Origin of the sequence: Paenibacillus sp. BC26 (assembly GCF_900116125.1) — a bacterium.
GTDB classification, from domain to species: Bacteria; Bacillota; Bacilli; order Paenibacillales; family Paenibacillaceae; genus Paenibacillus_Z; species Paenibacillus_Z lignilyticus.
The window spans coordinates 20479-34446 of the sequence record NZ_FPAD01000004.1; the positions used below are offsets into that span (position 1 = coordinate 20479).

Consider the following 13968-nt stretch of genomic DNA (forward strand, 5'->3'; position numbering starts at 1 on the left):
ACGAACCGTGGAGGTCTTATTTCGGGAAAATCGGCTCTAAAACACCTCAAAACCGTCAAATAACGTCTCTACGATTCGTTAGATTTTTTTGGGGGCTATTTTGGGGCAAATAAGACTCGTACGATTCGTTAGCGAATACGGCAGCTCGCACAGCGAAAGTAGCGTAAACATTCATTCGTACATCCACGCACTAACCGTGGTTCAACGCATCAAGCTCAGCCGTTACAGCGCCGATCATCGTGACGAAGGCTGCCAGCTCCTGAGAGCTGGCGGCTTGGTCGCGCGCGATTTTGACCGTTTCATCGCTGCCGCTCTGCACCTCGCCTAATATCCTGCCAATAATGGACAGCTTCTCTTGAATCGTCTTCAACGACTCCTTCGAATGGCTGGCCAGCTTCCGGATCTCGTTCGCAACGACCTCGAAACCTCGCCCGCTATCGCCCGCACGTGCCGCTTCGATCGCAGCGTTCAATCCGAGCAGATGGGTTTGATCGGAAATTTCCCGAATCATGGCCCCCATGAGGTGAATCTCTTTTACTTCGGCTTGCAGCACTTCCACATTACGGTGCGCCTTCTCTTGAAGCGTTGCGGTAAACGAAGCGGATGCGGCCACCGATTGGGTGCTGCTTCCCAGCTCGACCATCATCGAAGCCAACTCCTGTACGGCCGAGCTGATTTTCTGAAGCATCTGCTGTCTTTCATCGGCCATCCGCTGGATGATCGCCTTTTCGTCCATTTCATAGGCTTCCAAGACGAGCTGCGAGTCGAAATTAAACATTTTGCTGAGCGCGAAAATAATCGCCGTCCACTGTTCCGGAGCAGCCGCTTGCATGTGTTTCGTTGCAATATCGAGATACAGCATGTAGGTGCCGAGGTACCAGGTCGTCGTTAATCCGATCCGGGAATGCACATTGCCGATAAACAGACGCCGCTTGATGAACTCTTCATCGATTCGGCCTTCCGTCATCGATTGAAAATACCAAATTTGCGTCCCCTTCAACCGATCGACTGTGCTGTGTTTGTTAATAATCTCGACCAACTCGGGCTGTGTGAGCACACGATCATATAATTCGTCCACGACGGAATTCGTAATTTGCTTGAAAATGCCGGCTTGCGATTGCAGCAATTGAAGATCGTCTTCCGTAATGCCTATGTAATCGATTTGTTTTCTTCGTTCGGGGCTAACCTTAATCATCATGATCTCTCCTCGTTGTTGGGAAAAATCCCCTTCGCATGCAGCTCCCATTAGTGTAACGATTGGCGGCACGATCGTATATCAGGACATTCCCTGATAAACCGTGTTGAAAACCCTGATTTTTAAGGATGCCGCTCCGAGGCTTCCTTCATTTTTGGACGGCAACTTGGTAAGATGAGAGGATTGAGGTTGAGTCTAGATCATAGAGTCAAAGCCAGAGGGAGGAACCTCTTATGATTCGTATAGTCATCGTAGACGATCATGTCGTTGTTCGGTCGGGATTGCGATCGCTGCTGGATAGCAAGCATGACATGTGCATTGTCGGTGATGCGGCAGACGGGGACGAAGCCATTCGCCTCGCACGGGAGCTGAAGCCGGATGTGGTGTTAATGGACCTTAGCATGCCTCACGGCAAAGATGGCATGACCGCAACGCGTGAGTTGAAGGCGCTGCTGCCGGAAACCTATGTCCTTATTCTTACGATGCATGACGATGGCGAATATTTATTCCGAGCGATTCATGCCGGAGCATCCGGTTATATTTTGAAAAGCGCGCCGTACGAGGAGTTAATTACCGCGATACAGTCGATCGCCCAAGGGAACGCCTACTTATATCCGACGGCTACGAAACGGCTGATGAATGAGTATTTGGAGAAACTGCGGCAGGGCGAACATACAGGGAGCTATGCCTCGTTGTCCGACCGTGAGCAAGAAGTGTTGGTCGGCATCGCCAAGGGCTACTCCAACAAAGAGCTCGCCGAACAGCTTGTGATCAGCGTCAAAACCATTGAAACGCACAAAAGCAACCTGATGGACAAGCTAGGGATGCGCACTCGGCCGGACTTGGTTCGCTATGCCGTGGAGAGAGGACTGTTGAGCTATGAATAACAGCCAGTCTTATCCGGAGGTCATCGGGCAAAAGGTCCATTCTCTTCTGGCGCGTCTCGACGATCACATAACCGAGCCTGCATTCCGTGAAGATCTCCACCAAATGCTGAAGCAGCTGACGGACGTGAAACTCGCACTCGATGAATCGTCGATCGTGGTCGTTACCGATCACCACGGGATTATTCAATATGTGAACGATAAGTTTTGCGAGATTTCCCAATTTACGCGCGATGAGCTGATCGGCAAGGATCACCGCATTATTAACTCGGGGTTCCATGGCAGAGTCTTCTTCGAGGAGCTATGGCGGACCATTCGATCCGGCCGGGTATGGCGGGGAGAAATTCGGAATCGGGCAAAGGACGGCAGTATTTATTGGGTGAACACGACCATCATGCCTTTACTCGATAACGAGGGACAGCCCTATCAATATTTGGCCATTCGCAACGAGGTTACGCAGCTGAAGAAGGCGGAAGAGGAGCTTCAGGAAATGATGAAGCGCGTCATGCACATTCAGGAGACGGAGCGGCAGCGTTTCTCGCGGGAGCTGCACGACGGCATTGGGCAAAGCTTGTTCGGGCTTGTCATTCAATTGGACCAGCTAATTGGAGAGCAACAAATCGATCAGTCCGAGCTGTCGACCATTCGGCAGTCGGTATCGGCGATTATCGAGGAAGTGCGAAGCCTTGCGTGGGATTTGCGTCCTTCCGTGCTCGATGACTTGGGCGTCATCCCCGCGCTGCGAACGTACATCGATAATTACAAGAAGCACTACGATATCCGCGTTCAATTCGCATGCACGCTGCGCACCCGGCTGGACCCTCGCATCGAGACCGCTCTGTATCGCATCGTTCAGGAAGCCCTGACTAACATAGCTAAATATGCTGCAGTAGCCGAAGCTGTAGTGGATGTGTCGGAGACGGAGGAGCATGTTTTCATTCGAATCCTGGATCGCGGAAAAGGGTTTGTTCCGAACTTGAACCGGCAGGGCGTTGGACTCTTCAGCATGGAAGAGCGCGCTCGCGGTATCGGCGGCCAGCTTGAAGTGGTATCCGCCCCGGGGGAAGGGACTGCGATTAGTTTGAAGGTGCCGAAGAGGCTGTAGTTTGAGGCTAAATGAATAGAAGAAAGCCCTCCTTATAGAGAGGGCTTTCTTCTTTATTCCGCGAAAAACTGGGCAGCCTTCGCCCGATGCTCTTCCGTGATATGAATGGTTATCGCTTTATAGGCTATGAATACCGCTGTCCCATCATCTGCAAAACCTGCGACGGGAATAAAGTCAGGGATCACGTCAATCGGAAGTATGAAGTATGCAAGAGCGCTGATCGCTGTTACTTTCGCAGCAGTCGGCGTAGCCGGGTCCGTCGCGCAATAGTACATCGATACGGCTTCGTGGGAGAAAGGCACTTTTGCCGCATATTTCTTCACTTTGGACCAGAAGCCTTTGTTCACATAATTCACTTGCTCTTCATGATTGCCAATTCTGGAAATATACTTGTCTGTTTCGACTTCCTCGATTACAACACCGGATGGAGCTGCCTCTACTGCTGCTGCAATCTCTTCATCGGAGTAGGCAGCGGGAATCGCATCCTCGTCGACCAGCTGTTCCTTGCAGGAGTCACAAAGAGCAGCTTTCACTTTCAATGCATCTACCTGATTCTTGCGACCGCAATTCGAGCACTCAACGATCATTTGCATGGTAGCCCCTCCTTGTGAAAGGTGATTTAGGATTTGGCAGTCGTACAACCATTGCCGATAACACTCCCTATTACCCCTTTGCGTTTATACGTAACCTTAATCCTTATAAGGATCGAATTCGTCCGCTCCTGCCATGCAAACGCCGATCGGCTTCAGCACGTGGAGAACGTCAATGGTCTCCGAATGCGCGTCTAAGACTTCTTGGAGTTTTCGGTAGGCAAACGGACTTTCATCCGTTCCGGCTCCGCGAAGTTCAACGCCATACTCGTGAACGGCTTGCATCATTTGCGCCGTGGTAATTTGGCCGCCGGAGCGTGCGCGCGTTTTCCAGTTCATTTTGCCGGCGGCTTGCGTTCGGCTCATAATCCGTCCCGCTCCGTGAACGGTGCTGTAGAAGGAATCGCGATTCTCCTCCGTATCCTTTCCTTGCACAATGACTGATATATCGCTCATACTGCCACCGATGAACCCCATTTGCCCCGGTGCCGAAGGCGTTGCCCCTTTTCGTACGACAATCGAATCCTTCCCATTATGGGACTCCAGCCACGCGTAGTTATGGTGATTATGCACCGCGAAATCGGCTTGTGCTCCGACAACCGCCAGTACTTGATCCATTACATAATCGCGACCGGCGTAAGCATATCTGCCCGCAATCTTCATCGCTCGGAAGTACATATCGCCAAGCTCGCTGTCAATGTCGAGCAGCACGGGAGGCTGATCCATTTTCTCTCCCGGTGCATTCGCCAGAAACGCACGACCAGCGGCCAAATTGATGAAGCCGCTTGCCGTCTTGTGACCGAACCCCCGGCTGCCAAAATGGTTGGCAATCCACAGTCTTCCCGTTCCTTGCTCTTCGAACAAATCCACAAAATGATTCCCGCTTCCGACCGTTCCCAACTGATCGCGAGCAAGGGCTTTTAACTTGTCATGCTCCTGCCGGCCAAGGGATGCGTATACGCTCCAATCCGGGTCATCGAACAACTCATGATCGACTTTCTCGCTGTTGACGCGTCCAACTCCGAAAGAGATCTTCTTGGCGATTTGATCCATGATCTTAGACAACGTTGGCTTGATATCCGCGGCCATAAGGTTTGTTCGAACCGCTTTGTTGCCGCATGCAATGTCGTAGCCGACGCCCGAAGGCGATAGTTGTCCGTCATACACGACTACGCCGCCAATCGGTTGACTATACCCTTTGTGATGATCTGCCATCAATAATGCTTGCACGACATTCCCATGCTCCGCGCAGGTTTTCGCTTGCGACATCGCCCCCGGGTCAGGGTTTCCCCAAACTCTTACGCCATCTATAGTTTGATAAGCCATTGTTAACAACTCTCCCATTTATTATCATTGCCAAGCTTCTTGTAAGGTTGAGCGGAATAAGACATCCAGTTGCTCGCCTAATTGGCTCTCTTCTTTTGTTAACATGACTGCTGTCTGTTCGAAATGCTGCAGCCGTTCCTCCAAATACGCATTAATGGCATGTAACCGAGGCTCGTAGTCTAATTCTTCGCCTGCTTTCTTGCGATACAGTAATTGTTGAATCGTCTGCCACAGCTCTCCGTCTCTAGGGACCAGACGTTCCACCAGCACTTCAAATTCCATTGGCGGCATTTCGCCATATCGCTCGATCCACTCGCAAGCGAGTACAGGACGTAATACATAGAAGTACTTCTTGATCCGAACCCGCTCCCCTTGCAAATACATCCGATAGTTGCCGCGGGCCATGTTCAGATAGTGATACATACACGACTTTGGCGAAAAGGTAAGCGGTGATAGTTGGCGGAGTTGCTCGGCCAAGCTAAGTTTCTCTGCGTATTGAATGGGGGATTGCAACCATTCTAACAACGGCGGATTCGACTTCCGATACAGGTTCAGCGCCTTGCGTATGTCCCAACCGCTAATGTCGAGCATATCGCTGACCGGACGTTCGATGACATCCCGTTTATCGAAGATGGACAAGTACCACTCCGGTCGCCGAATATAGATGAACCGAACATCGTAATCGCTATCCTGCGAAGGAAATCCCCAAGCCCTGCTTCCCGATTCGCAGGCGTACAAGACGATGACCTGTTCCTCCTGCTCCAAGCGAGCCAATTCATTCTTGATGATGCTATGTATGTGTTCCATTGTTCGTTCCTCCGTTTGCTTCTTGCTCTTATCTTCTCTCATCCATGACCGAACGAACACGGCGTAAATATGACGACGAAGAAGTTTCTTGTAATTTTGGTGGCGTGGACGGGACTCGAACCCGCATATCCGGACGTGAAAGGCCCGTGTGTTTTTCCATTTCACCACCACGCCACGTGATGGTTGGATGCCCGGGCAGGATTCGAACCTGCGGTCGATGATTCAAAGTCATCTGCCTTGCCGCTTGGCTACCGGGCAATGTTTGTGGAGGCCAGGGCCTCCACTGCTTTCTTACTCATGCTGAGGTTTATTGCGATATGTACTTTGCAGGGATCCTAACAGAAAAAGACCCCTGTTGCTTAAGATCTTTTCCTACAGCACATTCAGCCATAGAAAAAGACCGCTCGGCATCAAGCAGTCTTTATAAGTACGCGTATGTAATCCATCCTTATCGGAGTCAGGCTGTAGATAACAACCGACAACCCGATAAGAATCTGCGCTTATAAAGAATGCCTCTATGAAATGGAATGATAAAGTGCTTAGAACCCGTGCTCTCTTGCTGCTTGTTCATCTGCTGTTCCATGTTAGCTAGCGGTTTTATCCAATAGAGTCGATTGCTCTCATGCATGCTTCAACATTCCTTTCTATATGTAGTGAACTGAAGCACTCGGCTTCTTAGATCTGATTTTCGCCGATAAAGCCGTTCGCGAACAGGGCGGAAGTATGGCGACAGATAAAAATTTTCCATATCCCCCAACTTTCGTCCTTGATACAATATAGAGCATAAGTTATCGATACAGGCTGGAGGGAAGCGAGTGGCTAGGGAGAGCTTCGATAAAGAGATTCAATTCCTGCGCATGCTGGCGCTTGCCGGCGGCGCTTATAACAGACAGCAGTTCGCCAACCGGCTCGGTATCTCCGTACATACCTATGACAAGACGCTTCGCAGCCTCAAAGAGATGCTCGGCACGCTCAAACAAGGGTTGTCGCAAGAGCAGGGATCCGTCTTATCCGATGGATTCCAATACAACTATTACGAATCCGCCGACCCGCTCCTTCTGTTCTTATTTCGTGCGAAATCGCTGAAAGAAACGGAGAGCATCCGGCTTGCGCTGCTGATAAATGTGTTACAATCCCGAGAGCTAACCGCGAAGGACCTGCAGGATCATTGCAGCGAGCAGATGCCTGCCGACTACCCGATTCCGGATGAGAAAACAATTCGAGGGGATCTCAAGTACTTGGAAGAGGTCGGCGTCATCATCCGCCTGCACGGAGGTCGCCCTTACCGCTATAAAGCAGCCAACGATCTGATTGACCACCTATCCGACAATGAGCTCCTGGATCTGTTCGATTACGTCGATGTCATCTCGAATACGCAGGTCCCTTCCGTTCAAGGCTTCCTGCTTCGGGCAACCTTGAAGAAGGCGCTCCATAAAAGAGGCTTCGATCCGGACACCGGGGAAACGCATCGTTACAAATATCATTATCATTCTCGAATATTGGATGAAGCGCATTTATATACGATTTTCAAAGCCATTCAACAACGGAAGAAGCTTCAGTTTCTCTACCTGTCACCGAAGAAAGGAAAGAGCTACGCGTCTCAAAACTCCAATCCTCTCTTCGAACGGGAAACCGAGGGCACACTGCAAACGGCACTGCCGCTGCGCGTCGTCTACGATCATCAATACGGCAGATGGTACTTAATCTGTCATGGGCAACGAGGCATTATGAAGTTCCGAATGGAAGGTCTAACGCAGCTGGAGGAAGGCGAGGTCGTAACGGAAGAGGAATTCGACCAACGATTACATATTGTCTTGGAGCAGATGAAATATAGCTGGGTAACGGACACCCTGCGTACGTTGAAGGTTCTAGCCCGCTTCTATAATCCCGATCGATCCGGCGCTAATTTCGTCCGCGAACGTGTCGAGGCACAGGGACAATGGGGAACGATTAGGGAAGAAACGGACTCTACGTTTCTCTACGAAATTACGGTGAATGGCATTTACGAGATCAAACCATGGCTGCGAAGCTTCGGCTCGAGCTGCGAGGTGTTGGAGCCGGCATGGCTAAGGAAGGAATTCATTGCGGAGTGGAAGGAGATTCAGGGCTACTATGAACCTGTTCGAGAAAATCTTTAATTATCAGATCATGTCCCGCCTTGATGAAGCCGGTTCCTTTGCATTGACCTCCCAAGAACGGACTTGGCTCAAAATGATGCTCGAGCACGCAGCTTCGGCGGATGCATTTACGCCGGATACCCGAAACAAACTGAACCAGTTGCTGCATGATGAAGTTTCAACGGAAATACGGGCTATTATTATGGAGAAAGCCAAAAGCAAAGAACGTCAGGTCTATCATCCGCTGCTTCGCGCGCTTCGGCGTATTCTTATGGTCAACCATGGCATTCGAATCACCTATCGCATCAAGCACGGCGGGGTAAAGGCGAATCAAAGCGGCTTTCCTTATAAACTCGAGTACAACATGGTCAAGAGAGAATGGTATTTATTGTGGTATAGCACCCGCGGCCGCTCGCTCATGTCCACGAAGCTTCACAATATCGTTGATGTCGAGGGCACTGAACTTGCAATAGAGCGAGTAGCGGAGTTAAAGAGATTACTCCATCAATTATTGGAAACACGTAAACAACAAGCCATCATCCAAGTTGTCCCCCACTATAATGAAGAGCTTTCACGCATCTTATATGCGTTCTCATGCTTTGAGAAGTCCGTGTCCTATGACGAAACCGGCGCCCAATACCGCATTCATGTTTCCTACCTCGCCGACGAGAGCGAATTTCTGCTATCTAAAATCCGTTTCCTCGGCTTGCGCGTTAGGGTGAGCGAAGGCGAGTATCTGAAGGTCAGAATGAGAGAATCAGCTTCCAGAGCGCTGAATCGTTACGGAATTCCCGCTTCGGAATCTTCATCATGAAAAAGACCTCTGCCATGTCTCATGCGCAGAGGTCTTTTGCTTTATTTGAATTCCCAGCAATTCAAGCTTAACGTGCCCAGCTGATAGCTGCGATGAAGCAGCTTCGCTTGCCTGCTGCTATCGCCGGCCCCCATCGCAAGAAGCAGCGGAATGAAATGCTCATTCGTCGGAACCGCTTCTTTGGCGTTCGGTGCGAGCTCATCATAACGGAACAACGCTTCCAGGTCCCAATTTTCCAGCTTATCTTGAATCCACTTGTCGAAGGTGAGTGCCCATTCTTCCGGTGTATTGCCTCCGCGCCAATTCAACCTGCGCAGATTGTGAACGATCCCGCCACTGCCAAGGATCAGAATATCTTGCTCACGCAACGCGGACAGTGCTTTCCCGATCTGATACTGCTGCTCATTCGTCAGATGCCTGTTGACGGACAAAGCAATGACCGGAATATCGGCGGCGGGATACATCAGCTTCAGCACCGCCCATGCCCCGTGATCCAGCCCTCTCTCGGAATCCATGACGCTAGGGATACCGTTCTTCGCGAATAGCCGGCCAATCTCCTCGCTGATCGCAAGGTCGCCATGAGCCGGATAAGTCATCTTGTATAGTTCATCTTGAAAACCGGAAAAATCATAAATAGTGGAGTACGTATCCACGGTGCTTACGGATTGCGTTCTATTCTCCCAGTGTGCGGAGAAAAGCACGATCGCTCTTGGTTTGGATGGTAGCTCAGAGGCGAACTGCTTCAGAAAGTCTGTATAGTCATGCTGTTCCAGTACAAGTGACGGTGCTCCATGAGCAATGAAATAAGATGGCAACATAATGGTTGTTCACTCCTTCAGTCGTTTTCGTTTAACGCGCAGCATCCGCTTGAAGCCAGTTGACGAAATCCCTTTGATTCTCTTCCGATACGCCATGATCCGTAGGATAGATTTTGAATGTGCAGTTCGGCGTTAGTTGATGAAAATACGCTGCGTTGTCCTTCCCAATCTGCAACGGGAATACGGAATCGAACTCGCCGTGCGAGATGAACGCGGATACCTGATCTACAGGCTGCAGCGTGTACTCCGTCTTCACGAATGCCGGAACATAGCCGTTCAAGGCTACGATTCCTTTCAATTGCTCACCCATCGTTAGCGCAAGCGTCATGGACAATATCGCACCTTGACTAAAGCCAAGCAAATATCGCCCCGCAGCGTCAATCGGATACTTCTCCGTTACATCGTGGATGAACGCCTCCAGCTGACGAACCGCCCGGTCGAAGCTTTCGCGAATCGGATTACCCAATCCCTTCAGCTCATAGTATTGATAACCCGCCCCTAAACGAAGGTCTCCGCGAATGTTGACGATGATGAATTCATCAGCCAATGGAGCAACAAGCCCCCGCATGTTCTGTTCATTAGAGCCCTTCCCGTGAAGGGTAAAGATCGCCGGGTATTTCTTGCTAGGATCGCTATGAGGCGGAAGATGGATATCATATTCATAAGCCAAGTTCAATGCAATCAACCTCCTAATCACATTCGCTTAAATATTAGTAATAAAGAATTAAATTTTATATCGCTAATATAACTCTGCCCCACTGGTATGTCAATCATTTTATTGTTAATATGTAATTAACATTTGTATTACTAATATTATTAGGCAGGTGATTCTGATGGACATCGGCTCCACCATTCGCGCAATACGCAAACGCAAAAACATCACGATCGCCCAAATCTGTGAAGAAACCGGTTTATCGCAAGGTTTCATGAGCCAAGTCGAGACGAATAAAACCTCGCCTTCGATATCAACATTGGATAACATCGCCGCGGCGCTGAACGTGCCTTTGACTTATTTGCTCATGAAGAAGGACGAGCGGATGACGATCGTCCGCAAAGACGACCGCAACGTGACGACAAGTGGCGTCGAGAAGCTAAAGGTAGAGCATCTCAGTTCGACCCGAGGGATGAGAATGATGCTCGTGGAGCTTCCGCCGGGCGCCTCAACGGGAGCAACCCCTCATGCCCATAAAGGTGAGGAGTCTCATCTCGTGATCCAAGGCAAAATTATAGCCCAGCAAGGCGAAGATTCCGCCGTTCTGGAAGCAGGCGACTCTTTCAGCTGGAACGCCTCCACTCCCCATAGAGTAACCAATGTCAGCGAAGGTATCAGCATCGTCCTCATCTCGGTGTACACCGGGGCGGAAGATGATCCGGAACAGGATTATCTATAGCTTATTAACAATAAAGAGGCCATCCCTCCGGTCGCGTGTCCGACCTTCAGGATAGCCTCTTTTGCTTCTAAATCCCCAGCTTCTGCCCCTTCTCCAGCCGCTGAATCTGCTTCTCGCCCTCATCAGCCAGATCGCGGAATTGACCGATCGTTTCACGCATCTTAGGGAGAGCTTCCTTCTTATACGTGCTGATTGAATCCAGTGCAGCAAGGACATCCGTAAACGCTTGTTTCAGCGTATCTACCGAGATGCTTGCATTAAGCGCCTGCTTATGAATCTCTGCACCCTGCTCCTTCAGCATGCGCGAAGTACCTGCAATTAGCTCGTTTGTCGTTTGGTTCAACAGTTCGATTTTCTTCAATACAATCTTCTGATTATAGAGGGCGCTGGCCACCGTAACGGAAATGCGCAGTGCCGAGATGGTCACGTTCTTCGCCCGGTCAACGCCGCGAATAAGCTCCTTGTTGTTGCGGATGACGACTTCGATCGCCATAATCCCTTGCTGATTGACGACCAGCATCTGCTGCAGATCCATAACGCGTTGGCGTAACGGGAACAAAACTTCCTCCGTGATAAAACGAATCTTATCGGGATCTTCATTGCGAGCAGTCGCCTCGGCGATCTGCGTTGCGATGGATTCATCCATCAGCATGCCAAGCTGGATCTCCTTCTGCAGCTTCTTCGTCAACTCGCGAAGCGTCTGCTGCTCGATCTCCAGCGTCGTGTTGTCGTTCTTCAGCGTCATTTTCCCCTTATCCAAGGAGACGACGATGTCGGCGATCACCGCATCTGCTTTCTGATATTTGAGAAAATACGCGCGTAACGGATTAAACAATTTGCCGAGAATGCCCGTTTTGGCAAAATCCACAACACTCGGGTCCAAATCCTTCAGCTGCGTATGAAGCTCGGATAAGCCTTTGGCTACTTGACCGCCGTCATCGCCCGTCTTCGAGAGATTGCCGACTGAGACTTGCAGAAGCGTATTCTTATCCGAGGATGATTTCATCGTACTGAGGCCGAAAGCGTCGATCGATTGGAGAATCTCTTTGCGTTTCTCGAGCGATTCCGTATCTAAAGCCATGATTGTGGATACGTTATTATCTGCGATTTCCTTGAGCTTGGCGATTTCTTCGGGGACCGGTTTGACCTCTTGTTCGATGACCTGCTTGATTTGCTCCGCGCTGGCGACTTCCATCGAGAATGACATAGGATACCTCCTTAGGTTTGGGCTTACATTTGAACGTTGAGAAGGTTGCCGATCTTGTACACGACGTCGTCTGTATCCGCGTTGATGCTTGCCGCTTCGTTAATGCTCGATATGCTTTGGAGCGCTTTGATGTTGGCATTGTAGCCGATCGTGTAGATCGGAACCTTGTAGATTTCGACCAGCTCTTTGATATCGTTGAGCGAGTGGCCTTCGTTCGTCTCCCCATCGCTTAAGACGAAGATAACCGGCTTCATATTCGGATCGACGAGCAATTGGTCTTGCAGCATCTTGAGCGCGACGATGATGCCATCGAAGGTGGCCGTTCCTCCGCCGGATTGCAGATTGTTCACCGCTCCCACGAATAACGATTGCTGAATCGCATCATATTTGCCGATCGGCACATCGATGGATACGTCGCTGGAATACGAAACGAGTCCGATGCTGTTATCTCGGCCGAGATATTTCTGCCCTTTGAGCAGCGATTCTTTCAGGCGGACCAGCGGCTCGCCGTCCATGCTTCCGGAGATGTCGGTTACGAAGACGGCTGCGATCGGCTTGCTTCCGTTCTTCTTCTCTTTCCACAGCTTCTGAGCGGAAGTCAGCGTCGCGCCATCCATGACGGCCAGTTCGGATTTGTACTCCTCAAGCTGGTTAAATCCTTTGTCCTTCGCTATTTGCTGATAGTTATCTTGGGTCACAAACTCCGCGAATTTCTTGATGATATCGATTTTCTCTTGCGGCAGATCCCCTAAGGCAAATAACGGACTGTCATGCCGAACACCGAACGGAGTGAATACATATCCGCTCTTCAATTCCGCCGCATTAATGAAAGTCTGATACTCAAGCACGAAACCATCCAGCATGCCCGACTTCGCCGCATCTCTCATCTGTAAGGTAGTAGACGCGATGAACGGCACGTTCGCTTGAAACTTCTCGAACCCTTGCACCGCTTTGTCGCTCAAGCTATCCGAATTATCGAAGGTATGTAGTGCGGTGACGAGAAAGTTGAGTCCGGTCGAGCTGGCAAAAGGATCGGTGTATCCCATCGAAAATTCATTGTTCGCGATCGCTTCGGTAACGGTTTTGACGTTGACCGATCCGTATTTGTCGACCAATGCATCGTACTTGGCCTTGGCAATGACGATGCCCGGAACATTGCCGACGAGGCGCGGTGCAATAAGCTGCGTCTTGACTCCGCTGGCTTCCGCCATTTTGCCCCATAGCTCATTGGAAGGGGTGAACGCGTCCGGAACATATTTGCCGGTCTTGATATAATCGGTCGCCGTCCCGGAGGCGATATTTCTTATCTTCACAGATGCGGGCTTTCCATCCACCTCGATGCCGGCATTGTTGAATTCCGTTGCCACTTCGGTTAACCAGCCGTCAACGCCGGTCCCCGATTTCTCCGTGGAGGAGAAGATTTCGACGAATTGATCCGTCGTGCTGTTCACCGTAATCGGGAACTTGGAGATGTCCGGCAGTGAAGCGGCAACGTCGATCGGATCCAGATCGATCTGCCCTTTCACCGGCTCCGCGGTCGTAACGGAAATATCTTCGTACAAGTTGCTCAGCTGCTTACCGGCGTTCTCGGACGTGACTTCCGCTTTGGACTTGCCTAAGTTCGAGGTCAAATTGATGCCGTAGTACACAAGGACGAATACGAGACCCAAGATTAATATCGATATCACCAAAAACTTGCTCTGTTTGGACATAA

At 50.4% G+C, this 13968-nt stretch carries 13 protein-coding genes and 2 tRNA genes; 5 read left to right on the forward strand and 10 right to left on the reverse strand.

Features of this window, described 5'->3' with window-relative positions; genetic code table 11:
* Window positions 1-190: 190 nt before the first annotated feature.
* Entirely contained in the window at window positions 191-1195 is a 1005-nt protein-coding gene (locus BM412_RS23780) for a globin-coupled sensor protein (RefSeq protein ID WP_091223997.1), read from the reverse strand.
* Between the two features lie 233 nt (window positions 1196-1428).
* Here BM412_RS23780 and BM412_RS23785 point away from each other — a divergent pair, with 233 nt between their 5' ends.
* Together BM412_RS23785 and BM412_RS23790 are read left to right on the forward strand one after the other, a co-directional pair.
* On the forward strand, window positions 1429-2082 hold the full coding sequence (locus tag BM412_RS23785; protein ID WP_091223999.1) for a response regulator: 654 nt from the start codon (window positions 1429-1431) through the stop codon (window positions 2080-2082).
* Window positions 2075-3184 (forward strand): PAS domain-containing sensor histidine kinase, encoded by a 1110-nt coding sequence (locus BM412_RS23790; protein WP_091224001.1) that lies wholly within the window; start codon window positions 2075-2077, stop codon window positions 3182-3184. The genes BM412_RS23785 and BM412_RS23790 overlap by 8 nt, the downstream gene beginning before the upstream one ends.
* 53 nt (window positions 3185-3237) lie before the next feature.
* Here BM412_RS23790 and BM412_RS32665 read toward each other — a convergent pair whose 3' ends face one another.
* The 5 genes from BM412_RS32665 to BM412_RS23815 form a co-directional block, all read right to left on the reverse strand.
* The gene (locus BM412_RS32665; protein ID WP_256256560.1) at window positions 3238-3777 is read right to left on the reverse strand and encodes a YkvA family protein; all 540 of its coding nucleotides are present in this window, start codon (window positions 3775-3777) and stop codon (window positions 3238-3240) included.
* 96 nt (window positions 3778-3873) lie between these two features.
* Window positions 3874-5100: an RtcB family protein gene (locus BM412_RS23800; RefSeq protein WP_091224003.1), complete on the reverse strand. Its 1227-nt coding sequence runs from the start codon at window positions 5098-5100 to the stop codon at window positions 3874-3876.
* 24 nt (window positions 5101-5124) lie between these two features.
* Window positions 5125-5907 carry a nucleotidyltransferase domain-containing protein gene (locus BM412_RS23805; RefSeq protein ID WP_091224005.1) on the reverse strand — a complete coding sequence of 261 codons (783 nt, stop codon included), beginning with the start codon at window positions 5905-5907 and terminating at the stop codon, window positions 5125-5127.
* A 97-nt stretch (window positions 5908-6004) separates the two neighbouring features.
* Window positions 6005-6081: transfer RNA gene (locus BM412_RS23810), tRNA-Glu, on the reverse strand.
* Between the two features lie 10 nt (window positions 6082-6091).
* Window positions 6092-6165: transfer RNA gene (locus tag BM412_RS23815), tRNA-Gln, on the reverse strand.
* A gap of 557 nt (window positions 6166-6722) precedes the next feature.
* Here BM412_RS23815 and BM412_RS23820 point away from each other — a divergent pair.
* Both BM412_RS23820 and BM412_RS23825 read left to right on the forward strand, forming a co-directional pair.
* Complete coding sequence (locus tag BM412_RS23820) at window positions 6723-8045, forward strand: helix-turn-helix transcriptional regulator (RefSeq protein ID WP_091224007.1); 1323 nt, start codon at window positions 6723-6725, stop codon at window positions 8043-8045.
* On the forward strand, window positions 8020-8838 hold the full coding sequence (locus BM412_RS23825) for a WYL domain-containing protein (RefSeq protein ID WP_091224009.1): 819 nt from the start codon (window positions 8020-8022) through the stop codon (window positions 8836-8838). Before BM412_RS23820 ends, BM412_RS23825 begins: the two co-directional genes overlap by 26 nt.
* 41 nt (window positions 8839-8879) lie before the next feature.
* Here the strand turns inward: BM412_RS23825 and BM412_RS23830 are convergent, their stop codons facing one another.
* The gene (locus BM412_RS23830) at window positions 8880-9656 is read right to left on the reverse strand and encodes a DODA-type extradiol aromatic ring-opening family dioxygenase (RefSeq protein ID WP_091224011.1); all 777 of its coding nucleotides are present in this window, start codon (window positions 9654-9656) and stop codon (window positions 8880-8882) included.
* A gap of 31 nt (window positions 9657-9687) precedes the next feature.
* Complete coding sequence (locus tag BM412_RS23835) at window positions 9688-10332, reverse strand: alpha/beta hydrolase (RefSeq protein ID WP_091224013.1); 645 nt, start codon at window positions 10330-10332, stop codon at window positions 9688-9690.
* Between the two features lie 157 nt (window positions 10333-10489).
* Between BM412_RS23835 and BM412_RS23840 the strand changes: the two genes are divergently transcribed.
* Window positions 10490-11047, forward strand: a complete 558-nt coding sequence (locus tag BM412_RS23840) for a helix-turn-helix domain-containing protein (protein WP_091224015.1) — start codon at window positions 10490-10492, stop codon at window positions 11045-11047.
* A 67-nt stretch (window positions 11048-11114) separates the two neighbouring features.
* Here BM412_RS23840 and BM412_RS23845 read toward each other — a convergent pair whose 3' ends face one another.
* Together BM412_RS23845 and BM412_RS23850 are read right to left on the reverse strand one after the other, a co-directional pair.
* Complete coding sequence (locus BM412_RS23845; protein ID WP_091224017.1) at window positions 11115-12254, reverse strand: toxic anion resistance protein; 1140 nt, start codon at window positions 12252-12254, stop codon at window positions 11115-11117.
* 23 nt (window positions 12255-12277) lie between these two features.
* Window positions 12278-13966 (reverse strand): vWA domain-containing protein, encoded by a 1689-nt coding sequence (locus BM412_RS23850; protein WP_091224019.1) that lies wholly within the window; start codon window positions 13964-13966, stop codon window positions 12278-12280.
* Window positions 13967-13968: the final 2 nt, after the last annotated feature.

Bases quoted from the DNA above. Each gene is read 5' to 3' on its own strand.
- BM412_RS23850 (WP_091224019.1), bottom strand. From the start codon at position 13,966: ATGTCCAAACAGAGCAAGTTTTTGGTGATATCGATATTAATCTTGGGT.
- BM412_RS23840 (WP_091224015.1), top strand. From the start codon at position 10,490: ATGGACATCGGCTCCACCATTCGCGCAATACGCAAACGCAAAAACATC.
- BM412_RS23805 (WP_091224005.1), bottom strand. From the start codon at position 5,907: ATGGAACACATACATAGCATCATCAAGAATGAATTGGCTCGCTTGGAG.
- BM412_RS23845 (WP_091224017.1), bottom strand. From the start codon at position 12,254: ATGTCATTCTCGATGGAAGTCGCCAGCGCGGAGCAAATCAAGCAGGTC.
- BM412_RS23825 (WP_091224009.1), top strand. From the start codon at position 8,020: ATGAACCTGTTCGAGAAAATCTTTAATTATCAGATCATGTCCCGCCTT.
- BM412_RS32665 (WP_256256560.1), bottom strand. From the start codon at position 3,777: ATGCAAATGATCGTTGAGTGCTCGAATTGCGGTCGCAAGAATCAGGTA.
- BM412_RS23800 (WP_091224003.1), bottom strand. From the start codon at position 5,100: ATGGCTTATCAAACTATAGATGGCGTAAGAGTTTGGGGAAACCCTGAC.
- BM412_RS23785 (WP_091223999.1), top strand. From the start codon at position 1,429: ATGATTCGTATAGTCATCGTAGACGATCATGTCGTTGTTCGGTCGGGA.
- BM412_RS23830 (WP_091224011.1), bottom strand. From the start codon at position 9,656: ATGTTGCCATCTTATTTCATTGCTCATGGAGCACCGTCACTTGTACTG.
- BM412_RS23780 (WP_091223997.1), bottom strand. From the start codon at position 1,195: ATGATTAAGGTTAGCCCCGAACGAAGAAAACAAATCGATTACATAGGC.
- BM412_RS23790 (WP_091224001.1), top strand. From the start codon at position 2,075: ATGAATAACAGCCAGTCTTATCCGGAGGTCATCGGGCAAAAGGTCCAT.